Annotated in this window: 18 protein-coding genes; 8 read left to right on the forward strand and 10 right to left on the reverse strand. The window is 67.9% G+C overall.

Features of this window, described 5'->3' with window-relative positions; translation table 11 throughout:
* Window positions 1–148: 148 nt before the first annotated feature.
* The 8 genes from tyrS to argC form a co-directional block, all read right to left on the reverse strand.
* Window positions 149–1453, reverse strand: a complete 1305-nt coding sequence (tyrS, locus tag ITJ67_RS18035; RefSeq protein ID WP_160070473.1) for a tyrosine--tRNA ligase — start codon at window positions 1451–1453, stop codon at window positions 149–151.
* A 28-nt stretch (window positions 1454–1481) separates the two neighbouring features.
* Complete coding sequence (locus ITJ67_RS18040; protein ID WP_160070474.1) at window positions 1482–2123, reverse strand: DNA-3-methyladenine glycosylase; 642 nt, start codon at window positions 2121–2123, stop codon at window positions 1482–1484.
* Window positions 2124–2131: 8 nt separating this feature from the next.
* Window positions 2132–3565, reverse strand: a complete 1434-nt coding sequence (gene argH, locus ITJ67_RS18045; protein WP_194678542.1) for an argininosuccinate lyase — start codon at window positions 3563–3565, stop codon at window positions 2132–2134.
* A 2-nt stretch (window positions 3566–3567) separates the two neighbouring features.
* Window positions 3568–4767 carry an argininosuccinate synthase gene (locus ITJ67_RS18050; protein WP_160070476.1) on the reverse strand — a complete coding sequence of 400 codons (1200 nt, stop codon included), beginning with the start codon at window positions 4765–4767 and terminating at the stop codon, window positions 3568–3570.
* Window positions 4768–4822: 55 nt separating this feature from the next.
* Window positions 4823–5752 (reverse strand): ornithine carbamoyltransferase, encoded by a 930-nt coding sequence (gene argF, locus ITJ67_RS18055; protein WP_160070477.1) that lies wholly within the window; start codon window positions 5750–5752, stop codon window positions 4823–4825.
* A gap of 70 nt (window positions 5753–5822) precedes the next feature.
* A complete protein-coding gene (gene argB / locus ITJ67_RS18060; RefSeq protein ID WP_160070478.1) occupies window positions 5823–6713 on the reverse strand; it encodes an acetylglutamate kinase in 891 nt (296 codons plus the stop codon).
* An 87-nt stretch (window positions 6714–6800) separates the two neighbouring features.
* Entirely contained in the window at window positions 6801–7964 is a 1164-nt protein-coding gene (gene argJ, locus ITJ67_RS18065; RefSeq protein WP_160070479.1) for a bifunctional glutamate N-acetyltransferase/amino-acid acetyltransferase ArgJ, read from the reverse strand.
* A complete protein-coding gene (argC, locus tag ITJ67_RS18070; protein ID WP_160070480.1) occupies window positions 7961–9010 on the reverse strand; it encodes an N-acetyl-gamma-glutamyl-phosphate reductase in 1050 nt (349 codons plus the stop codon). The genes argJ and argC overlap by 4 nt, the downstream gene beginning before the upstream one ends.
* A 245-nt stretch (window positions 9011–9255) precedes the next feature.
* On the opposite strand from argC, the gene ITJ67_RS18075 reads away from it, so the two are divergent.
* Both ITJ67_RS18075 and sufU read left to right on the forward strand, forming a co-directional pair.
* Window positions 9256–10527 (forward strand): SufS family cysteine desulfurase, encoded by a 1272-nt coding sequence (locus tag ITJ67_RS18075; RefSeq protein WP_194678551.1) that lies wholly within the window; start codon window positions 9256–9258, stop codon window positions 10525–10527.
* Window positions 10524–10979, forward strand: coding sequence for a Fe-S cluster assembly sulfur transfer protein SufU (gene sufU / locus ITJ67_RS18080; RefSeq protein ID WP_104306374.1), 456 nt, complete (start codon window positions 10524–10526; stop codon window positions 10977–10979). Before ITJ67_RS18075 ends, sufU begins: the two co-directional genes overlap by 4 nt.
* Window positions 10980–11078: 99 nt before the next feature.
* Here the strand turns inward: sufU and pheT are convergent, their stop codons facing one another.
* Together pheT and pheS are read right to left on the reverse strand one after the other, a co-directional pair.
* Window positions 11079–13646, reverse strand: coding sequence for a phenylalanine--tRNA ligase subunit beta (gene pheT / locus ITJ67_RS18085; RefSeq protein ID WP_160070481.1), 2568 nt, complete (start codon window positions 13644–13646; stop codon window positions 11079–11081).
* Window positions 13647–13689: 43 nt separating this feature from the next.
* Window positions 13690–14736 carry a phenylalanine--tRNA ligase subunit alpha gene (pheS, locus tag ITJ67_RS18090; protein ID WP_323741501.1) on the reverse strand — a complete coding sequence of 349 codons (1047 nt, stop codon included), beginning with the start codon at window positions 14734–14736 and terminating at the stop codon, window positions 13690–13692.
* A 274-nt stretch (window positions 14737–15010) separates the two neighbouring features.
* Here pheS and ITJ67_RS18095 point away from each other — a divergent pair, with 274 nt between their 5' ends.
* The 6 genes from ITJ67_RS18095 to ITJ67_RS18120 all read left to right on the forward strand — a co-directional run bounded on the left by ITJ67_RS18095 (window position 15011) and on the right by ITJ67_RS18120 (window position 22261).
* Window positions 15011–15760, forward strand: a complete 750-nt coding sequence (locus ITJ67_RS18095; protein ID WP_104240898.1) for an amino acid ABC transporter ATP-binding protein — start codon at window positions 15011–15013, stop codon at window positions 15758–15760.
* Window positions 15761–15827: 67 nt separating this feature from the next.
* Window positions 15828–16736, forward strand: coding sequence for a glutamate ABC transporter substrate-binding protein (locus ITJ67_RS18100; protein ID WP_104240897.1), 909 nt, complete (start codon window positions 15828–15830; stop codon window positions 16734–16736).
* A 91-nt stretch (window positions 16737–16827) separates the two neighbouring features.
* Window positions 16828–17481 (forward strand): amino acid ABC transporter permease, encoded by a 654-nt coding sequence (locus ITJ67_RS18105; protein WP_104240896.1) that lies wholly within the window; start codon window positions 16828–16830, stop codon window positions 17479–17481.
* Window positions 17478–18479 carry an amino acid ABC transporter permease gene (locus ITJ67_RS18110; protein ID WP_104240895.1) on the forward strand — a complete coding sequence of 334 codons (1002 nt, stop codon included), beginning with the start codon at window positions 17478–17480 and terminating at the stop codon, window positions 18477–18479. The genes ITJ67_RS18105 and ITJ67_RS18110 overlap by 4 nt, the downstream gene beginning before the upstream one ends.
* Window positions 18480–18641: 162 nt before the next feature.
* Entirely contained in the window at window positions 18642–20402 is a 1761-nt protein-coding gene (locus ITJ67_RS18115; protein WP_194678544.1) for an ABC transporter ATP-binding protein, read from the forward strand.
* Window positions 20399–22261, forward strand: a complete 1863-nt coding sequence (locus ITJ67_RS18120) for an ABC transporter ATP-binding protein (RefSeq protein WP_194678545.1) — start codon at window positions 20399–20401, stop codon at window positions 22259–22261. The genes ITJ67_RS18115 and ITJ67_RS18120 overlap by 4 nt, the downstream gene beginning before the upstream one ends.
* Window positions 22262–22309: the final 48 nt, after the last annotated feature.

The raw sequence follows: 22309 nt of genomic DNA on the forward strand, positions 1-22309 counted from the left end.
GCTGATCTTTCTTTCGGACTGTCCGGCCCGTGCGACCCGCTCTCGCGTTTCGCTCCGTTGGCCTGACGAGTGATTACTTTACGCAGGGCGGGGTCGGCGCACAACTCAGGGCGCATCCCGGGCGTGTCGATGCACGCGCGATCCCCCGTCAGGCCCGGAAAACCAGGCCAGCGAGGGTCTTCTTGCCCCGACGCAGGACCGCGACGCCGCCGGCCAGCGCAGCTGATGCGCTCACGACCGCCCCCTCGTCGGCAACACGCTCGTTGTTAAGCGAGACGCCGCCCTGGGCGATCCCGCGACGAGCGTCGCCGAGACTCTTTGCGAGCCCGGTGTCCACGAGTGCCTGAGCGACCGGTGTTCCGTCAGCAACCTCCGCGTTCGGGAGCTCGAGGATCGCCGAGCGAAGCGTGTCTCCATCGAGTGCGGTGAGCTCCCCCTGCCCGAAGAGCGCGGCCGAAGCAGCGATCACCGCGTCAGTCGCTTCCTGTCCATGCACCAGAGACGTCACCTTCGAGGCCAGCGTCTTCTGAGCGACACGCTTGAACGGCTCGTCTGCCACGAGCTTCTCGAGGTCTGCGATCTCAGCGCGGGTCAGGAACGTGAAGATCTTGATCCGGGCGATGACATCGGCATCGTCCGTGTTGAGCCAGAACTGGTAGAAGGCGTACGGGCTCGTGAGGTCGGCATCGATCCAGATCGCATTGCCCTCGCTCTTGCCGAACTTCGTCCCATCCGAGTTCGTGATGAGCGGTGTTCCGAGCGCATGGACACTCGCACCCTCGGTACGCCGAATGAGATCGACGCCGGAAGTCAGGTTCCCCCACTGATCGCTCCCACCCGTCTGCAGCACACAGCCGTAGTTCCGGTGCAGCTCCAGGAAGTCGATCGCCTGCAGAATCTGGTAGCTGAACTCCGTGTACGAGATGCCAGCCTCGGAGTTGAGGCGCGCAGAGACGGCATCCTTCTTGAGCATGGAGCCGACGCGGAAGTGCTTGCCGATCTCACGAAGGAAGTCGATCGCAGAGAGCGGCGCCGTCCAGTCGAGGTTGTTCACCATGCGCGCCGCGTTGTCACCCTCGAACGACAGGTAGCCGTCGATCTGTCCGCGCAGCCCCTCGACCCATTCCGCGACGGTCTCTCGCGAGTTGAGCGTGCGCTCGGCCGTGGGACGGGGGTCGCCGATGAGGCCCGTCGACCCGCCGACGAGGCCGAGCGGCTTGTGGCCCGCGAGCTGCAGTCGACGGAGGAGGATCAGCTGCACGAGGTGCCCGAGGTGGAGACTCGGGGCGGTCGGATCGAAACCGCAGTAATACGTGATCGGCCCCTCGTCCATCCTCGCCTTCAGCTCGGCAAGATCGGTCGAGACGTGGATGAACCCGCGCCACTCGAGTTCGTCGATGACATGCTCGAAGGTGGTGTCGTTCTGCTGGGTCGTCAGATCACGCGTAGTCACCGGGCAACCGTATCAAGCGCCTGCCGCGTCAACGCCGCCCCGCGCGGAGCGACTTGTGCGCGATATAGCGTGAAACGGACGGCTCGCCGTCGATCCAGAAGCGCCAGTCGAACGGCAGAGCACCACCGGGAGCGCCCACCCCGACGCGGAGCCCGCGCACCACCGCCCCTCTGCTGGAGCGTTCTGCCGGAACGATCGCGAACGGCGTCCCATCGAGCCGGGCACCGTCATCGCCGAAGGTCGCACCGAGGGCCGTGACCAGGTTCCCGGGGCCGCGAGCGAGCTCGTGGTCGCGCACGGGAACCCCGGAACGGCGCCCCGCACCGCGTCGGGCTCTCGCCAACTCGACGCCGTCGACCACTTCGCCGGCTCTCAGGAGCACGGCGGATGAGGTGCCGGACTCCCCGGCCACGACATTGATGCACGTATGGAGCCCGTAGATGCGATACGCGTAGAGGTGACCTGCTGGCCCGAACATCGTGGCGTTCCTCGCCGTCCGCCCCCGGAAGCCATGCGACCCGGGATCCCCTGAACCGGCATACGCCTCCACCTCGGTGAGGCGCACCGAGACCGTGCCGTCCGGCGTCGAACGCGAAAGGACCGCCCCCAGCAGCGCATCTGCTGCCGAGAGCGGTCCCTCGAGAAGGGCCGCGCGGAGATCGTCATCCACGCGAACGCCTACGATGTGAGCTTTGCCAGCCGCTCGCGGAGCTCGACGATCTGCTCAGCGACGCGGACAGGTGCCGTGCCGCCGCGGCCATCGCGAGTCGCCACGGACCCGTCGACCGAGAGCACCTCGCGCACCTCCGGCGACAAGTGCTCAGACACGGCCGAGATCTCCTCGTCGGTCAAGCCATCCAGGTCGACGCCCTTGGACTCCGCTGCCTGCACCATCGAACCGGACACCTCGTGCGCGATGCGGAAGGGGACCTGCCGCTTCACCAGCCACTCGGCAACATCCGTCGCAAGCGAGAAGCCCTGTGGTGCGAGTTCGCGCATCCGCTCACCGTGGAAGGTGAGCGTCGCAACCATGCCAGTGAAGGCGGGGAGCACCAGCTCGAGAGTCTCGACGGAGTCGAAGATCGGCTCCTTGTCTTCCTGCAGGTCCCGGTTGTACGCAAGCGGGAGGGCCTTGAGCGTCGCGAGGAGGCCAGCCAGGTTGCCGATGAGGCGACCCGCCTTGCCGCGCGCAAGCTCCGCGATGTCGGGATTCTTCTTCTGCGGCATGATGCTCGACCCGGTCGAGTACGCGTCGTGCAGCGTGACGAAGCCGAACTCCTTCGTGTTCCAGAGGATGATCTCCTCCGAGAAGCGCGACAGGTCGATGCCGATCTGCGCCGCGATGAACGCGAACTCCGCGACCAGGTCACGACTCGCTGTGGCGTCGATCGAGTTCGGGGATGAGGATGCGAAGCCCAGCTCACGGGCGACGCGGACCGCATCCAGACCGAGGGTGGAACCCGCGAGGGCCCCTCCGCCATAGGGCGACTCGTCCAGGCGACGGTCGAAGTCGCGCAGGCGGTCCAGGTCTCGCAGAAGCGGCCACGCGTGAGCGAGCAGGTGATGCGAGAGCAGCACCGGCTGTGCGTGCTGCAGGTGCGTGCGCCCCGGCATGATGACCTGGATGTTCTGCTCCGCCTGCTGGGCGAGCACCTCGACGAGCGTCTCGACCTGCTCCGCGATGATCGCGCTGTGATCGCGAAGGTACATTCGCACGAACGTCGCGATCTGGTCGTTGCGGCTGCGACCAGCTCGCAGCTTGCCGCCCAATTCCGGACCAGCGATCTCGATCAGGCCGCGCTCCAAGGCGCCGTGCACGTCCTCGTCGTCGTCGGCCGCCACGAACTCGGCGGACACGACGCGACGTTCGAGCTCGGTCAGCGCGTCCAGCATGCCCGGGAGCTCGGCATCATCGAGATACCCCGCTGCCGCGAGCGCACCAGCGTGCGCTCGCGAGCCAGCGATGTCGTACTTCGCGAGCTGCCAGTCGAAATGCGTCGACTTGGACAGCCGCGCGAGCTCCGGGGACGGCCCGTCGCTGAAGCGACCGCCCCAGAGAGCGCCCGGCGTGGTCACTCCCCCGGACTTCGAGGCGCCCTCGGATGCAGCCATGCTCAGAGTTCCGGCTTGTCGCGGCGAGCCGAGATCTTCGACGGAAGGCTCCACAGCTCGATGAATCCCTTGGCGTGCGACTGGTCGAACGTGTCGCCGGTGTCGTAGGTCGCGAGGCTGTAGTCGTAGAGCGACTCCTCCGAACGACGGCCAGTGACGACCGCGCGACCGCCGTGCAGCGTCATGCGCACCTCGCCGGAGACGTGCTCCTGCGTGTGGTTGATGAAGGCATCCAGCGACCGCTTGAGACCGGAGAACCAGAGTCCGTCGTAGACCAGGTTCGACCACTCGGCCTCGATCCCGCGCTTGAAGCGGGCGACGTCGCGCTCGATCGTCAGGTCCTCGAGGTGCTCGTGCGCCTCGATCAGGGCCAGACCGGCCGGGGACTCGTAGATCTCACGGCTCTTGATGCCGACGAGGCGGTCCTCGACGACGTCGATGCGGCCGACACCCTGGTCGCCTGCGAGCTTGTTCATGAGCTCGACGACCTGGATGGGCGTCAGCGACTCCCCGTTGATCTTCACCGGGACGCCCTGCTCGAACGTCACCGTGACCTCGGTGGGCTCACGCGTCAGGTCAGGATCCTGCGTGTACGTGTAGAGATCCTCGATCGGCGGGTTCCACGGGTCCTCGAGGAACCCGGTCTCGACGGCGCGACCCCAGACGTTCTGGTCGATCGAGTACGGGCTCTTCTTCGACTGCTCGATGGGCAGGTTGTGCTCCTGCGCATACACGATGGCCTTGTCGCGAGTGAGCGCGAGGTCGCGCACGGGTGCGATCGAGGTGAGCTCAGGTGCCACGGCCGCGACCGCAGCCTCGAAGCGGACCTGGTCGTTGCCCTTGCCGGTGCAGCCGTGCGCGATCGAGTCCGCGCCGAGCTCGCGAGCGGTCTTCGCGAGGTGCTTCGCGATGAGCGGGCGGGAAAGCGCGGAGACGAGCGGGTAGCGCTTCTGGTAGAGGGCGTTCGCCTTGAGCGCCGGGACGATGTAGTCGCTCGCGAATTCCTCGCGCGCGTCGACGACAACCGATTCGACAGCGCCGCAGTCGAGCGCTCGCTGTCGCACCTGCTCCATGTCCTCACCGGCCTGGCCGACGTCGATCGCGAGAGCGACCACGTCCTTGCCGGTGGCATCCTTCAGCCATCCGATGCCGACGGAGGTATCGAGACCTCCGGAGTATGCGAGAACGACGCGTTCCGTCATCAATGCTCCTAGCGTTTGAGTCGTGTGTTCAGTCTATGCGGGGTGGATGCGCGGGTCAGGCCGCGGCCTTGGCGAGAAGCCAGACGAGCAGCGCCTTCTGGGCGTGGAGTCGGTTCTCCGCCTCATCCCAGATGACCGACTGAGGGCCGTCGATGACGGCTCCGTCGACCTCGTACCCGCGGTCTGCCGGCAGGCAGTGCAGGAAGATCGCACCGGAGGCGGCATTCGCCATCGTGGCCTCGGTGACTCGGTAGGCGCTGAGCGCGTCGATGCGGGACTGCTTCTCGTCCTCGCGGCCCATCGAGACCCAGGTGTCGGTCACGACGACGTCCGCCCCCGCGACCAGCGTGTCGATGTCGTCGCCGACCACGACGGAGCCACCCGTCTCGGCGGCGATGCGCTCGGCATCGGCGACGACGTCGGGGCGCGGCTGGAAGCCGACGGGGGCCGCGATGCGAACGTGCATGCCCGCCGTAGCACAGGCGAGCAGGTAGGAATGCCCCATGTTGCTCTCACCGTCGCCGAGGAATACCAGGGTGCGGCCGGCAGGGTCGCCGAGGTGCTCGTTGACGGTGAGCAGGTCGGCGAGCAGCTGGCACGGGTGGAAGTCATCGCTCAGGGCGTTCACGACCGGCACGAGCGCTCCGTTGGCCATCTCCTCCAGGCCGCTCTGTGCGTACGTCCGCCAGACGATGGCTGCGACCTGGCGCTCGAGGACTCGGGCGGTGTCCGATGCCGTCTCCTTGCCGCCGAGCTGGCTGGAGGCGGTCGAGATGATGAGCGGCGAGCCACCGAGCTCGGAGATGCCGACGTGGAACGAGACACGCGTGCGCGTCGAGGTCTTGTCGAAGATCACTGCCACACTGCGAGGGCCCTCGAGCGGACGTGCTGAGAAGCGGTCGCGCTTGAGCACTGCAGCGAGCTCGAGCACCTCGCGCTGCTCGGCGGGAGTCAGGTCGTCGTCGCGGAGGAAGTGGCGAATCACGGTTTGGCCTTTCGGTGGGTGGAGCGGCGAAGTCGAATCATCGGGCGCTGAGCTTGCAGGTGCGCGTGCCTCACGCGGAGACCTTGGTGCCGAAGCCCTCGGTGGTGAAGATCTCCAGCAGCATCGAATGCGGGACACGGCCATCGATGATGGCCGCCTGGTCGACGCCCCCCTCGACCGCCTCGATGCAGGCCTGCACCTTCGGGATCATGCCAGCAGAGAGCGTCGGCAGCAGGGCGCGCAGCTCGTCGAGCTTGATCTCCGAGATGAGCGAGTCGAGGTCGGGCCAGTCGCCGTAGAGTCCCGCGACGTCGGTCAGCATGATGAGCTTCGCCGCGCCGAGCGCCTGCGCGAGGGCGGAGGCAGCCCGGTCTGCGTTGATGTTGAGCGCCTTGCGGGGCGAGTCGATGTCGCTCGCGATCGAGGAGATGACGGGGATGCGGCCGGCCGCGATGTCCGCTTTCACGACCGTTGGGTCGACGGTCTCGATCTCGCCGACGAAGCCGAGGTCGACGGTCTCGCCGTCGATGAGGAGCTTCTTTCGCCTCGCCTGGAACAGGCCAGCGTCTTCGCCGCTCGTCGCGACGGCGATCGGGGCCCGCTCATTGATCGCGGCCACGAGCTCCCTGGCGACCTGCCCGCCGAGCACCATGCGCACGACATCCATGGCCTCCTCGCTCGTCACGCGGTAGCCGTCCCTGAACTCGCTCTCGATGCGCAGCTTGCCGAGCATCCGCGAGATGTGAGGTCCACCGCCGTGCACGATGACCGGCTTGATGCCGGCGTAGCGGAGGAAGGCGATGTCCGACGCGAATGCCTCGAAGAGCTCGGCGTCGACCATGGCGTTGCCACCGAACTTGATGACGAGAACCCGCCCGGCGAACTCCTGCATCCAGGGAAGGGCCTCGATGAGGGTTTCGACCTTGGAGGTCGCCTTCTCGTACAGGTCAGAAGTGGTCATGCTGCCCCTTTCGGGCCGGTCAGAAGCCGTCGGGCTGGTCGGGCAGACGCTCGGCGGCTGCCCCGCCTCGCGGGAGTCGCTCGCTCGTCAGGACGAGTAGGCGCTGTTCTCATGCACGTAGTCGTGCGTCAGATCGTTGGTCAGGATGGTCGCTTCGCTCACGCCGGCGTGCAGGTCGATGAGCACGCTCGTGTCGCGAGGCGTCAGGTCGACCAGGTCCGCAGACTCGTGGGGTGTCCCCGCCCGGCAGACCATGACCCCGTTGATGGTGACGTCGAGCGCCTGGGGGTCGAACTCGGCGTCGGTCGTGCCGACGGCGGCGAGGACCCGGCCCCAGTTCGGGTCGTTGCCGAAGATGGCGGCCTTGAAGAGATTCGAGCGAGCGACCGCCCGGGACGCGTCGAGCGCGTCCTGCTCCGTCGCGGCCCCGATCGTCGTGATCGTCACGTCGTGGCTGGCGCCTTCCGCATCCTGCTGCAGCTGACGGGCGAGGTCGGCGCAGACCTCGGTGAGCACTGCCGTGAAGGCGGCCTCGTCAGGGGTGACGCCGCTGGCCCCAGAGGCCATGAGGGTCACCTGGTCGTTGGTGGACATGCAGCCGTCGGAGTCGACGCGATCGAAGGTGACCCGGGTCGCAGCGCGGAGTGCCCGATCCAGCGCCCCGGACTCGAGGTCGGCGTCGGTCGTGATGACGACGAGCATCGTCGCGAGTCCCGGAGCGAGCATGCCCGCTCCCTTGGCCATCGCGCCGATGACGTACCCGTCGCCGTCGCGGACCGAGCGCTTCGGCTTCGAGTCGGTCGTCATGATGGCCAGCGAGGCCTCATCCCCCGCCTCGACCGTCGCTGCCAGCGAATCGGCCGTGAGCTCGACCCCGCGCAGCACGCCGTCGCGGAAGCTCTGGTCGCCCACCCCGATGAGGCCGGTCGAGCAGACGAGCACGTCTCCCGCGCCGATGCCGAGCTTCGCGGCGACGGCCTCGGCCGTCTGGTGCGTGGTCTGGAACCCGAAGGACCCCGTGTAGCAGTTGGCGCCGCCCGAGTTCAGGACGATGGCCGAGATCGAGCCGCCCCTTATGGCCTCCTGGGACCAGAGGATCGGGTTCGCCTTGCAGCGGTTGCTCGTGAAGACCGCCGCGCAGGCCGCGCTCGGCCCGTCGTTGACGACGAGCGCGACGTCTCGACGCCCTTCGGACTTGATGCCTGCCGCGGCGCCTGCCGCGCGGAAACCTGCTGCTGCGGTCACACTCACGGTGCCACTCCGTCCAAAGGAAGACCGAGGGCCTCGTCGAGACCCAGGGCGATGTTCGCTGACTGCACCGCGGCGCCCGCGGTGCCCTTGCCGAGGTTGTCGATCGCCGCGACCGCCACGAAGCGGCCTGCGCGCTCGTCGATTCCGATGCCGATGGAGGCCCGGTTGGAGCCGGTCACGTCGCCCGTGCGCGGCCATTCGCCGTCGGGCAGGAGCTGCACGAACCGCTCAGCCCCATAGGACTCCTCGTAGGCGGCGCGGAGCTGCGCCGCGTCGACGCCAGCTTCGAGGCGCGCCGTCGTGGTCGCCAGGATGCCGCGCGCCATCGGCACCAGCACGGGCGTGAACGCGAGGCTGACCTCGGCGCCGGCCGCGCGGCGGAGATTCTGTCGCACCTCGGGGTTGTGCCGATGGCCGCCGGTCACTGCGTAGGGGTTCGCCGAGCCGATGAGCTCGGAGCCGAGCAGGGAGACGGCCGCCTTCTTGCCGGCACCAGAAGGGCCGACCGCGAGAACCGCCGTGAGGTCGAGGGGATGAACGAGCCCGCGGTGCATGGCGGGTGCGAGTGCGAGCGTGATCGCCGTGACATTGCAGCCGGGAACGGCGACCCGCGAGGCGCCGCCGAGGTGCGACCGCTGCTTGTCGGACGCGCCGGCGAGCTCGAGCTCCGGGAGCCCGTACGCCCACGTGCCGAAGAAGTCGCCGCCGTAGTACTCGGCCCAGTCTTCCTCACGCTCCAGACGGTGGTCGGCACCGCAGTCGATGACCAGCGTGTCGTCGCCGAGCTCGGCGGAGATCGCACCGGACGCACCGTGCGGCAGTGCCAGGAACACGACGTCGTGGCCCGACAGCACGTCGGCGGTCGTGGGCTCGAGGACCAGGTCCGCGTAGCTCGCCAGGTGAGGATGCACGCGAAGCAGCCGCTCACCCGCATTCGCGTGCGCGGTGACGGTGCGGACCTCGAGTTCGGGGTGCGAGGCGAGAATGCGCAGGAGTTCCCCACCCGCGTACCCGCTCGCCCCAGCTACTGCAACGGAGAAAGCCATGCCGTTCATCCTAGGCCGTGCCACCCCCGCGCGAGTCCGGCCGGCACGGGCAGACCAGCCGTCGAGCGACGCAGACGGGAATGCGGCGGGCAGCGAGCTCGTTGCACTCGTAGGCTTGACAGGCTGAGACCGTCGACACTCGAGCGTCTGCGGTGCGAGGCCAACGAGAGGACGACGTGACACTGAACACCGAAGACGCAGCTTCATCACCCCAGAGCAGCGCGGCGCCAGAGGGCGTCCACGCCCTGAGCGACGCCAGGGTGCTCGAGCTCCGACAGGATTTCCCCATCCTGGATCAAGAGGTGAACGGCACCCCCCTCGTCTACCTCGATTCCGGCGCGACCTCGCAGCGGCCGACTCAGGTCCTCGACGCTGAGCGACGCTTCCTCGAGACCGAGAACGCCGCCGTGCACCGAGGAGCGCACACGCTCGCCGCGCTCTCGACCGTCGCGTTCGAGGACGCGCGTGAGACCGTCGCGGGCTTCGTCGGCGCAGCACCCGAGCAGATCTCCTGGACACTCAACGCAACCGACGCGATCAACCTGGTTACTGGCGGCATCCGGATCGCCAGCGCGGGCCGAGGCGGCCCCCGAGCGGAGCGGCTCACCATCGGCGAGGGCGACGAGATCCTCATCACGGAGGCAGAGCACCACGCCAACCTCGTGCCCTGGCAGCAGCTCGCCCTGGACACGGGAGCGACGCTCGTCTACGTCCCGGTGAACGACCGGGGCACGTGGAGCGTCGAAGATGCCGCAGCTCTGCTCTCGAAGCGAACCAAGGTCTTCGCCTTCGCGCACGTCTCCAACGTGACCGGGCTCATCGCCGACGCGAAGCGCCTCACCGAGCTCGCGCACGAGGCCGGCGCCATCGTGGTCCTCGACGCCTGCCAGTCGGTGCCGCACCTGCCGGTCAGCTTCCCGGCGCTCGGCGTCGACTTCGCGGCGTTCTCGGGCCACAAGATGCTCGGACCCAACGGCGTCGGAGTGCTGTACGGCCGCGCCGAGATGCTGGATGCCCTGCCACCTGCGCGCACGGGCGGATCGATGATCACCACCGTCACGATGGAAGCCAGCGACTTCATGGCTCCACCGACGCGCTTCGAAGCCGGCACGCAACCCGTCTCGCAGGTCGTCGCGCTCGCCGAAGCCGTCCGCTACCTCGAAGGGGTGGGCATGGAGTCGGTGGCCGCCCATGAGGCCGAGATGGGGCAGCTCCTCCTCGCTGGCCTCGCAGGCATCCCAGGCATCCGCACCATCGGAGACGAGGTGGGCACCCCACGCGCCGGGCTCGTGAGCTTCGAGGTGGAGGGGGTCCATTCTCACGACGTGACCCAGTTCCTCGACTCGAAGGGCATCGCGGTCCGCGGCGGGCACCACTGCGCGCAGCCGCTGCACCGCCGACTCGGGCTCACCGCATCGACCCGCGCGAGCAGCTACCTGTACACGACGCGAGAGGACGTCGACCGCCTGCTCTTCGCGGTCGGCCAGGTCCGTGCCTGGTTCGGGGTCGACGCATGAGCGCGCTCGACGGCCTCTACCAGCAGCTCATCCTCGAGCATTCGAAGAAGCGAACGGGCGATGGTCCACTGCCAGACGCCGACGCCGAGCACTTCGAGCGCAACCCGAGCTGCGGCGACGAGATCACGGTCCGGGTGAAGCTGGACGCTGACGGAACAGGCCTCTCCGAGCTCGCGTGGCAGGGCGATGGCTGCAGCATCTCGATGGCCTCCGCGTCCGTGCTCAGCGAGCTCGCCGTCGGCAAGTCGACGGCGCAGATCGAAGAACTCGTCGCGGCCTTCCGTTTGATGCTCCGGACTCGCGACGGCTCCGAGCCAGACGAGGATCTGCTCGAAGACGCCGTCGCCTTCCAGGGCGTCTCCAAGTTCGTGATGCGGGTCAAGTGCGCCATGCTCGCCTGGGTCGCCCTCGAGGCGAGCCTCAAGGAGGCTTCGGTCGCCCGCCAGAGCTGACCCCGGTCCGGGATCGGGTCGCCGTCGCCGCGCAGCCGACCCGCAGGACGCAGAATCGCCCGACCCCAATGGGGTCGGGCGATTCGCGTCAGGGTGAGCTCAGGCGCGCATCGTCGCGCCGAAGCGCTCTGACGCCAACGCCGCGCCGGCTTCCTTCGCCTCGCTCGCCTCGGAGGCCGTCAGCGTCCGGTCGGTTGCCCGGAACCGGAGCGCGAACGTCAGGCTCTTCTGCCCGTCCTCGAGCCCGGTCCCCCGGTAGTCGTCGACGATCGTCAGCTTCTCGAGCAGCGCGCCGGAACCCTCGGTGACGGCGGCGGAGACCTCAGCGGCCGGGACCCCCTCAGCCACGACGAGGCTCAGGTCCTGTGTAGCCGCGGGGAACGTCGAGATCGGCGCTGGCAGCACCTCTCTCCGCGCGAGCTCGATGACCGCGTCGAGGTCGACCTCGAACGCAGCGACCACTCGAGGCAGGTCTGCAGCCTCAGCGATGTCCGGGTGCACCTCGCCGGCGTACCCGACAACCACCTCCGCAGCCCCGTGGCTCAGGAAAAGTTCAGCGCAACGGCCAGGGTGGAAAGCCCTGTGGGTGCCCTGTCGCACCTGGATCTCGGCGCCGGTCGCCAGGCCGAGCTGGGCGACGAGCTCGAGTGCGTCCTCCCACGACGCCGCGGTCGGCGCGTGCCCCGGGCGCTTCGGCTCGCGGTGACCGAGCACGATGCCGGCGGCGTGCCTTGGCTGCGGCGGCAGCCCAGCCTCCAGCTCCGCGATGCGCTCAGCTGTCGGCCGCACTGCGACCGCGGGAACCTCGTCCACGCCGTAGACGACGCCGGACTCTGGCTTGAAGACCGTGCCCGTCTCGAAGATCGCGAGGTCGGTGAGACCACGTGAGACGTTGCGGTGCGCGATCGTCAGCAGACCGGGCAGCAGGCTCGTGCGGAGCCACGCGGCGCGCGGGTCGAGTGGGTTGGCGAGCTTCACGGCCGCCACCTCGCCCGCATCCGCCCGACCGAACGTGACCGTATCCGTCTCGGCGACGAACGGGTAGCTCTGCACCTCGACAGCCCCGGACGCGGCCAGCACGTCGGCAGCCGCGCGGCGAAGGCGCTGCTCACGGGTGAGCCCTCGACCCGGAGGCGCGACGGGAAGCCGCGACGGGATGCGCTCGAAGTCGCACAGGCGCCCGATCTCCTCAACAAGGGTGACCGGCTCGGTGAGATCCCCGCGCCAGCTCGGCACCGTCACACCGAGGAGCCCCTCGGCCTCTTCCCAGACCTCGCAGCCGACGGCACGCAGCGCGCCGATCGTCTCGTCGAGCGTGTAGTCAACGCCCATGATCTTCGAAGCGGCATCGACGGGCAGCGTCAGTGACTCCGGGGCCGGAATCTGCTCGTGCACGCTGCCGGCGCGCACAACCCGGCCGCCTGCATGCTCGATGAGCAGCTCCGCGACACGAGCGGCTGCCGGCTGAGCGACGCGGGGGTCGACACGGCGTTCGAAGCGACGCGAAGCCTCGCTCGGCAGCTTGTGCCGACGCGCGGTGCGCGCAATCGAGATCGGCGAGAACGACGCCGCCTCGATGTAGACGTTCTTCGTCTCGCCGCTGAGCTCGGTCTCCGCTCCACCCATGACGCCAGCGAGCCCGATCGGGCCGCGGTCGTCGGTGATGAGGATGTCCTCGGCGCTGAGCGTGCGCTCCTTGCCGTCGAGGGTCGTGAGCTGCTCGCCCTCGCGCGCACGGCGCACGTGGATGGGGCCGCGAAGCTTGTCGAGGTCGTAGCCGTGGATCGGCTGCCCGAGCTCGAGCATGACGTAGTTCGTGATGTCGATCGCGATGCCGAGCGGGCGGATCCCCGCGAGCCGGAGCCGCTGAGACATCCAGGTCGGGGTCGCCGCCGTCGCGTCGATGCCCTCGACCACGAGGCCGATGAAGACCGGGGCCATCGGCTGGTCGCGCACGGACGCGTCGTCGTCGATCGTGACCTCGACGCGCACGTCCTGAGCATCCGCGGCGATGCCCTCGGCGAGGAGAGCCTCGAGCTGAGGCCGAAGGGCGGGGTCGGTGAAGGCCACGCCGGTCGCGTTCGAGTACTCGCGGACGAGCCCGCGGATGGACATCGCGTACCCGCGATCGGGGGTGACATTGACCTCGACTGCCTGCTCGGTGAGGCCGAGCAGCTCGATGGCGTCGGTGCCGGGGGCCGCGCTCACGCCGAGCCGCGAGAGCACGATGATGCCGTCGTGGTCGTCGCCCATCCCGAGTTCCGACTGGGAGGCGATCATGCCGTCGGAGACGTGCCCGTAGGTCTTTCGCGCCGCGATCGCGAAGTCTCCGGGAAGGACTGCTCCGGGAAGCGTGACGACAACCGAATCGCCGACACCGAAGTTGTGTGCGCCGCAGACGATGCCACGCACATCCGCGCCGCCGTCTGCGGCGAGCTGCCCTTCGGGCGCGACGCGCACCTGGCACCAGTTGATGGTCTTGCCGTTCGACTGCGGCTCCGGCTCAGCCGAGAGCACCTCGCCGACCACGATCGGGCCCTGCAGCTGCGTGCCGTGCACGGCTTCGTCTTCGAGCCCGACGCGCACGAAGGCGTCGAGCACCGACGCGGGAGAGGCCGAGGCTGGGATCTCCGCGTACTCACGGAGCCAGGAAAGTGGAGCGCGCATCAGATGTGACTTTCGTTGAGAGGAGCAGAGGGAGCACGCACGGCTAGATCACCATTCCGAACTGGGTGCTGAAGCGGACATCGCCTTCGACCATGTCTCGCATGTCGGTCAGCGCGTTGCGGAACATGAGGGTGCGCTCGACGCCCATGCCGAAGGCGAAGCCCTGATACTCCTCCGGGTCGACGCCGGCTGCGAGCAGCACGTTGGGGTGCACCATGCCGCAGCCGCCCCACTCGATCCAGCGCGGGCCGCCCTTCGCACCGGGATGCCAGATGTCCATCTCGGCGCTCGGCTCCGTGAAGGGGAAGTAGTTGTTGCGCAGTCGGATGCGAGCCTCTTCGCCGAACATCGAGGTCGCGAAGTGCTCCAGCGTCCCGCGGAGGTGCGCCATCGTGAGTCCCTTGTCGATCGCGATGCCCTCGAACTGGGTGAAGACGGGCGTGTGCGTCGCGTCCAGCTCGTCGGTGCGGTACGTGCGGCCGGGGGCCAGCACGTAGAGGGGGACGCCCCGCTCGACGAGCGAACGCATCTGCACGGGAGACGTGTGCGTGCGCAGCACGAGGTGGCGGTCTGCCGGCTCGACGAAGAACGTGTCCTGCATGGCTCGGGCGGGGTGGTCCGCGTCGAAGTTGAGCGAGTCGAAGTTGAACCACTCGCTCTCGAGCTCCGGGCCTTCCGCGATCTCCCAGCCCATGCCGACGAAGATGTCGCTCACGCGGTCCTGCAGCACGGTGAGCGGATGCCTCGCTCCGGTCGCGCGTGCTGGCCGTGCGACCGTGACGTCGACGGCTTCGGCAGCGAGACGCTCGGAGGCCTCTGCTGCTGCCAGTTCGCTCTCGCGCTCGGCGAAGGCGCCGTTGACGCGGGTGCGAGCCTGCCCGATGAGCTGGCCCGCTTCCTTCTTGCTCTCCTTCGGAACGGCCCGCATCGCGGCGTTCAGCGATGCGATCGCCGAACCCTCCGCCAGATGCTCGGCGCGCACGCGCTTGAGTGCTGTCAGGTCGGGCGCCGCGTCGATGGCGGCGAGCGCCGCTTCGACCACGGAGCCGACGGCTTCCTGCGTGATGGGGTTCGATGAGGCGTCAGACACAAGTGTCGAGTTTAGCGAACCGCGTGCGCAACGGCTCCAGCATGTGGAAACGCGCTTTCTCACGCTGTGAGAGAGGCCGCCTCGACGACTCAGCGAGAATCTGGGTTCATCTCGCGCGATGCCAGAGATCCGCGTGAATCCGGCGATCTTCCAGGCTCTCGGTGTATCCATGAGCACCGAAATCCCACCAGAGAAGCACCGATCAGGTAACCATCTCGTTTCGAAAGCGAGAAATAGGCGACGACGGAGTCTGACGCTGTGGTGGAATCGCACCATGCAAAATCAGAGCGAGCACCTCGTCGTCGTAGACCACGTCGAGAAGCACTACGGTGAATTCCACGCCCTGAAGGACATCAACCTCAGCGTCGAGCGCGGTCAGGTCGTCGTCGTCATCGGACCATCCGGTTCTGGCAAGTCGACCCTCTGCCGCACCATCAATCGACTCGAGACGATCACCTCGGGAGAGATCCGCATCGACGGGAAGGTGCTTCCCAAGGAAGGGAAGGCACTCGCCGCGCTGCGGGCCGACGTCGGGATGGTCTTCCAGTCCTTCAACCTCTTCGCCCACAAGACCATCCTCGAGAACGTCGCTCTCGGTCCCATCAAGGTCCGCAAGCTCTCGAGGGCTGACGCCGAGAAAGAGGCAAAGGCGCTTCTCGATCGAGTCGGCATCGGTCACCAGGCCGCGAAGTTCCCAGCGCAGCTGTCTGGTGGGCAGCAGCAGCGTGTCGCCATCGCGCGCGCCCTCGCGATGAAGCCGAAGGTCATGCTCTTCGACGAGCCCACGAGCGCGCTCGACCCCGAGATGATCAACGAGGTCCTGGACGTCATGGTCGATCTCGCCAAGGAGGGCATGACGATGATCGTCGTGACCCACGAGATGGGCTTCGCCCGCAAGGCGGCCGACCGCGTCGTCTTCATGGCCGACGGCCAGATCCTGGAAGACCAGTCGCCGGAGGACTTCTTCACGCATCCGAAGACCGACCGCGCCAAGGACTTCCTCTCCAAGCTCATCACCCACTGATCGTCGGCGCAGACCCCGCATCGACGCTCACGCAAGACGCAACAGACTTCCAACAGAAGGAGAAGAAATGCGAAAGACCAAGCTCAGCGCCATTCTCGGCGCAGGCATTCTGGCCTCGCTCGTACTGACCGGCTGCGCCGAGGGCGCTCCGCCCGCTGCAGGCGGCGGCGAGGGCACCACGACCGGTGAAGCACCCGTCTTCGAGGTCGCGACGGACGTCACGATCGAGGGATCGCCCACGTTCGACGCCATCAAGGCACGCGGCGACAAGGTCGTCGTCGGTGTCAAGGAAGACCAGCCGAACCTCGGCTACCTCGACGCCGTCACCGGTGAGCGCACCGGCTTCGACGTCGACGTCGCACGCTGGATCGCCGCATCGCTCGGTGTCACCGAAGAGAACATCGAGTTCAAGCCGATCGCCTCCGCCAACCGCGAGCAGGCGATCTCCAACGGCGACATCGACTACTACGTCGGCACGTACTCGATCACCGACAAGCGCAAGGACCAGATCGACTTCGCCGGTCCGTACTTCGAGACCGGCCAGGGCCTGCTCGTCGGCGCAGACTCCGACATCACCGGAGTCGACTCGCTCGTCGCCGGCGTCACGGTGTGCTCTGCGACGGGTTCGACCCCGATCCAGAACATCAAGGACAACTACCCGGAGGTCACGACCACCGAGTTCGACACGTACTCGCAGTGCGTCGACCAGCTGATCAACGGCCAGGTCGATGCGGTCACCACTGACGAGGCCATCCTGATCGGCTACGCCGCCCAGGACCCCGACAACCTCAAGGTCGTCGGCGAGCCCTTCAGCGAGGAGCTCTACGGCATCGGACTCGCCAAGGGCGATGACGCCCTCCGCGACCACATCAACACCACCCTCGAAGAGGGCGGCGACGTGTGGCAGGCGATCTTCGACTACAACCTCGGATCGTCCGGAACCACGGTCACGCAGCCTGCGGTCGACCGCTACTAATCCCACAGGCGAGCGGCGGCGAGACTCACTCTCGCCGCCGCTCGTTCGCACCTAGGGCGCCTTGCGCCCTGTCTCAGAAAGGAAGGCGAGCGTGTTCGATATCTTCACGAACCACCTCGACCTGTGGAGTGAGGCCCTTCTCGGGACGCTCATCCTCTTCTTCGGGGGCGCGCTCCTCGCGCTCGTCCTCGGCTTCATCGTGGGTGCCATGCGAGTCTCGCCGGTCCCGATCGCGCGGGCGGTCGGCGCCGCCTACGTCAACCTCGTGCGCAACACCCCGCTCACCCTCGTGTTCTTCATCTTCGTCTTCGCGGTGCCCGTCCTCTTCCCCATGGGCCGCACCGACTACCTGCTGCTCGGCGTTCTCGCGCTGGGCGTCTACACCGCCACGTATGTCGCCGAGGTGCTCCGAAGCGGCATCAACACCGTCCCTGTCGGCCAGGCAGAGGCTGCGCGAGCCATCGGCCTCCCCTTCGGGCAGGTCATGACCCTCATCGTGCTCCCCCAGGCAGCACGTGCCGTCGTCCCGCCCATGATGAGCGTCCTCATCGCACTGCTGAAGAACACCACCGTCGCTGCTGGGTTCTCCGCCGTCAACCTGGGCATCATCCGCGCCAACATGAGCGAGCGAGGTGAGAACGCGATGGAGGTGCTCATCTGGGTCGCCATCGTCTTCATCGTCCTCGTCCTGCTGCTCTCGTGGGTGCAGAACGCGCTCGAACGCCACTGGAAGGTTGCCCGATGAGCCAGACCTCTGTTCTCTACGATGTCCCAGGCCCCCGCGCGCTCGCTCGCAACAAGCTGCTCGGGATCGCGACGGTCGTCGTCATCGTCGCCCTCGTCGCCTTCCTCGTCTACCGCCTCAGCGCGACGGGCAACCTGAGCGCCGACAAGTGGCAGATCTTCGGCTACGCGGCTATCTGGACGCAGATCGCGGAGGCGCTCTGGGCCACGCTCAGCGCCTTCCTGGTCGCAGCCGTGGGTGCGTTGGCGCTCGGATTCGTCCTCGCCATCGGCCGCCTGTCGGACCACGCGTGGGTCCGCATCCCGTTCACGGTCGTGGTCGAGGGTCTCCGTGCGATCCCCGTCCTCATCCTCATGATGCTCATGTACTACGGCCTGCCCGCCATCGGCATCAAGATGGAGCCGTTCTGGGCCGTCGTCATCGCGCTCATCGCCTACAACGGCTCAGTGCTCTCCGAGGTCATCCGAAGCGGCGTGCAGTCGCTCCCGAGCGGTCAGGCTGAAGCCGGATACGCCATCGGCCTCCGCAAGAGCGGCGTCATGCAGATCATCCTGCTCCCGCAGGCGATCCGCGCGATGCTTCCCGTCATTATCGCGCAGCTGGTCGTGACCCTGAAGGACACGGCCCTCGGCTCGATCATCACGTACAACGAGCTGCTCTACATGGCGAAGCTCATCGGCGGCCAGGCGGATTACGGTCGCCCATACATTCCGGTCACGATCGTCATCGGCGCGGTCTACATCGCCACCTGTGTGCTGCTGTCCTGGCTCGCGACCGTGGTGCAGAAGCGCATCTCGCAGAACCCGAAGGTCATCGCGGGCGCCGCCCCAGAGCCCGTCACCAATGCGGGCAATGTGACCGACACGGAGCTGATCCTCGTGCAGCAGTCCGACGTGCTCGAGCTCGAAGAGGAAGCTCGCCAGAAGACGAAGCACGATCAGGCGGAGGCGCAGCGCCAGATCGATCTGCGCAAGCAGGGCGACGGAGACCGCGTCTAGGCGCGCTCCACGCAGGAAGGCTCCCCGCGGGCCGGCACCGAGAGTCTCTCGGCACCGGCCCGCGGGGAGTTCTCCGTTTCTCGACAGGTTCTCCGTCTCCGGGGAAGCCGGTGCGCTCCCCGACGCGCCGCTGCACCGACAGAGGCGACTAGCCTGTATCGGATGCGCGCTGAGCCCGGACTTCGAGAACTGCTGCGACTCTGGGAGTTCGTGCGGCCGGTCAGATGGAGCCTCTTCGCCGGCTTCGCCTCGGCCCTGACCGCAGCCGGGCTGAGCCTCGTCGGCCCGCAGATCATCCGCCTCATCGTCGATGGCCCCGTCTCCTCCGGCGAGAGGGCGGCCGTCATCTGGGGCTCGCTCGCGCTCCTCGCCGTCGGCTGCTTCGAAGCGATCCTCTGGTACCTGCGACGAATCTTCGTGCTCACGCCCATGGTCGGCGTCGAACGACGCGTGCGGGATCAGCTCTTCGCCCGGCTGCAGGACCTGCCTGCTGCCTTCCACGACGAGTGGGAGGCAGGCCAGCTCCTGTCCAGATCATCCGTCGACCTCAACCGGATACGTCGGTGGCTCGCGTTCGGCCTCATCATGCTGAGCGTCAACCTGCTCACGGTCGTCGCCGGCATCGGCGTGCTCCTCTGGCTCGATCCGGTGCTCGGCTCCCTCTACGCGGTGTTCAGCATCCCGACGGCCCTCATCACCCTTCGCTTCCAGCGCGTCTACGGACGCCTCTCCCGGCGCAGCCAGGACCAGGCTGGGGCGCTCGCGACGACGGTCGGCGAGGCGGCGAAGGGAATCCGCGTCATCAAGGCCTTCGGTCGTGGCGGAGAGTTCCTCGAGTCGTTCCGCGAGGAGGCGCAGGCGCTGCGTGAGACCGAGCTCGAGAAGGCCCGCCGCCAGGCCGACATGCGCTCATGGCTCATCCTGCTCCCCCAGCTCGCCGTCGCCACTTCGCTCGCACTCGGTGTGATCGCCGTCGCCGACGGCAGGCTCACGATCGGAGCGCTCTCCGCGTTCCTCTTCACGGCGCTCATGCTCGCCTGGCCGGTACGCTCCCTCGGTTTCCTCTTCGCCGACACCCTCGACGCGGCGGCCTCGACGACCCGTGTCTTCGAGGTCCTCGACACTGCGACTGCAGTCTCCGACCCCGAGCGCCCGCTCCCCGTTCCTGACGGGCCTGGGGTCCTCGAGTTCCGGGATGTGCGGTTCGCCTTCCCGGATGCGCAGGACGGCGACGAGGTGCTGCGAGGCATCGACCTCACCCTCGTGCCCGGCGAGACACTTGCGCTCGTCGGCGCGACCGGGAGTGGGAAGAGCCTGCTCAGCGAGCTCGCCGTGCGCCTCCACGATCCGACCGCTGGCGAGGTGCGGCTCGACGGCACCGACATCCGCCATCTCCGCCGAGACGACCTCAGGAGCCACGTGGCCATCGCCTTCGAGCAGCCTCTGCTCTTCTCGGCCAGCGTCAGAGACAACGTCGCGCTCGGGCGACCGGACGCGAGCGACGATGAGGTGCGGGACGCCCTGGCGGTCGCGCAGGCTCGCTTCGCGCTCGAGCTCCCCGAAGGCCTCGAGACCCTCATCGGGGAGGAGGGGCACAGTCTCTCGGGAGGCCAACGGCAACGTCTTGCGCTCGCCCGCGCCATCCTCGCGCGCCCCCGTGTCCTCGTCCTGGACGACCCGCTCTCGGCGGTCGACGTGCGCACCGAGACCCTCGCGACTGAGGCCCTCCGGTCGGCTCTCTCCGGCGTGACGACCCTTGTCGTCGCGCACCGGTCATCCACCGTGGCCCTCGCCGACCGTGTCGCCGTCCTCGTCGACGGTCGCATCACGGCCTTGGGCGAGCACCGCGAGCTGCTCGCCGCCGACCCCGTGTACCGGGGCCTGCTCTGGCAGGGCGACCACGTCGACGAGGTGGTCGCATGACCAAGCCCAGCGCTGCTGCACCCCTCGGGGTGCGGGTCGAGCACCTCACGAGCGTCGACCGCGACACCGCCAGAGTCCTCCGACGACGCTCACTTCGACTCATGAGCCGGCTCCTCGCCCCGCACAAGGCGCGCCTCGTGTGGCTGGGGGTGCTTGTCCTCATCAGCCAGGCGGCCTCGGCCGCCGGTCCTCTGCTGCTCTCACAGGCCATCGACACGGGGCTTCCAACGCTGCTCGACGGCGATGCGGCTCCGTTCCTGGTCATCGTCGTCGCTCTGGTCCTCGCGACGGTCACCGACGCCGGACTCTCCAACCTCTTCACCCGGAATGCCGCAGCGCTCAGCCAACGCGTGCTCCTGCGAGTCCGGACCCTGCTCTTCGAGCACACGGGGCGTCTCGGCCTCGACTTCCATCAGCGCTACACGTCCGGGCGAGTCATCAGTCGCCAGACGAACGACGTCGATGCGGTCGCCGAACTCCTCGAGTCCGGATTCGGCGACCTGGTCAACGCCGTCGCGCGGATGGCGTTCATCGCAGCGGCCCTCCTCATCCTTGATCCGCTGTCCGCCCTCGTGGCCTTCGCGGTCTTCGTGCCCGTCGTGCTGGTCACCCGACGGTTCCAGGTCGTCTCCTCACGCCTCTACCGCGAGTCGAGCGAACGCTCAGCGCGACTCATCGTCCGCTTCGTCGAGACGATCACGGGCATCCGCGCTATGCAGGCCTTCCGCGCCGAAGGGCGAAACGCGGACGTGTACGGCGGACTCAACGGCGCCTACACCGACACCGGTCGACGCACTGCGATGGCGTTCGGCAATCTCTTCACCGGCATCGAACTCATCAGCAGCATCGGCCTCGCGGTTCTGGTGCTCATCAACGGCCTCCGCACGCTCGAGGGCAGCATCGGCGTCGGCGTCCTCGTCGCAGCCGCGCTGTACCTCGTGCAGCTCTTCCAGCCGATGGAGGCCGTCGGCATGTTCGCGAACACCTTCCAGTCCGCAGTCGCGGCCCTGGAGAAGATCTCGGGCGTGCTCGAGGAAGAGCCCAGCGTCGCGGCTCCCGCCCAAGATGCCAAGCACGATCCGGCACGGCGGACGGAGGACCACCGCGATGTCGCGGGGCCCGGTGACATCGCCCTCCGCGGCACTGCGTTCTCCTACGGAGACGGCCCGCTTGTGCTGCAGCGTGTCGACCTGCACATTCCCGCCGGCCAGACCGTTGCGGTCGTGGGGCCGACCGGGGCGGGGAAGACCACCCTGGCGAGCATCATCGCCCGCTTCGCGGATCCGACACAGGGGCAAGCGCTCCTCGATGGCGTCGACCTCCGCGACATCCCGGACAGCGAGCTGCGACGAAGGGTCATCACGGTCACGCAGGATCCCTTCCTGTTCCAGGGCACCGTCGCCTCCAACATCGAGCTCGGACGGCCGGGCGCGAGCCGCAAGGAGATCGAGCAGGCCGCGAAGCTCATCGGCGCCGACCCGTTCATCCGGCGCATGCCGAACGGGTACAACACAGATCTGAGCCACCGTGGAGTGAAGCTCTCGGCCGGACAGCGCCAGCTCATCTCCTTCGCCCGCGCCTTCGTCGCCGACCCCGAGGTGCTCATCCTCGACGAGGCCACGAGCTCCCTCGATATCCCGAGCGAGCGAGCCGTCCAGAAGGCGCTCGGCACCCTCCTGCACGACCGAACGGCCGTCATCATCGCCCACCGCCTGTCGACCGTCAACGACGCCGACCGTGTACTGGTCCTCGATGGCGGAGCGATCGTGGAGGACGGCTCCCCTGCGGAGCTCGTGGCGCGCGGCGGTCGCTACGCCGAACTGCACAGCGCCTGGCTGTCATCGCTCGACAGCGACTGACGCGAATGCCCCGCCGGTCCCGCGACGCGCGCGAACTCGGCTGACGTC

The organism is Pseudoclavibacter sp. VKM Ac-2867 (assembly GCF_015351275.1).
Lineage (GTDB): Bacteria > Actinomycetota > Actinomycetes > Actinomycetales > Microbacteriaceae > Pseudoclavibacter.

Bases quoted from the DNA above. Each gene is read 5' to 3' on its own strand.
- ITJ67_RS18120 (WP_194678545.1), top strand. From the start codon at position 20,399: ATGACCAAGCCCAGCGCTGCTGCACCCCTCGGGGTGCGGGTCGAGCAC.
- sufU (WP_104306374.1), top strand. From the start codon at position 10,524: ATGAGCGCGCTCGACGGCCTCTACCAGCAGCTCATCCTCGAGCATTCG.
- ITJ67_RS18050 (WP_160070476.1), bottom strand. From the start codon at position 4,767: ATGACGGAACGCGTCGTTCTCGCATACTCCGGAGGTCTCGATACCTCC.
- pheT (WP_160070481.1), bottom strand. From the start codon at position 13,646: ATGCGCGCTCCACTTTCCTGGCTCCGTGAGTACGCGGAGATCCCAGCC.
- ITJ67_RS18115 (WP_194678544.1), top strand. From the start codon at position 18,642: ATGCGCGCTGAGCCCGGACTTCGAGAACTGCTGCGACTCTGGGAGTTC.
- argH (WP_194678542.1), bottom strand. From the start codon at position 3,565: ATGGCTGCATCCGAGGGCGCCTCGAAGTCCGGGGGAGTGACCACGCCG.
- ITJ67_RS18110 (WP_104240895.1), top strand. From the start codon at position 17,478: ATGAGCCAGACCTCTGTTCTCTACGATGTCCCAGGCCCCCGCGCGCTC.
- argC (WP_160070480.1), bottom strand. From the start codon at position 9,010: ATGGCTTTCTCCGTTGCAGTAGCTGGGGCGAGCGGGTACGCGGGTGGG.
- argB (WP_160070478.1), bottom strand. From the start codon at position 6,713: ATGACCACTTCTGACCTGTACGAGAAGGCGACCTCCAAGGTCGAAACC.
- ITJ67_RS18100 (WP_104240897.1), top strand. From the start codon at position 15,828: ATGCGAAAGACCAAGCTCAGCGCCATTCTCGGCGCAGGCATTCTGGCC.
- ITJ67_RS18095 (WP_104240898.1), top strand. From the start codon at position 15,011: ATGCAAAATCAGAGCGAGCACCTCGTCGTCGTAGACCACGTCGAGAAG.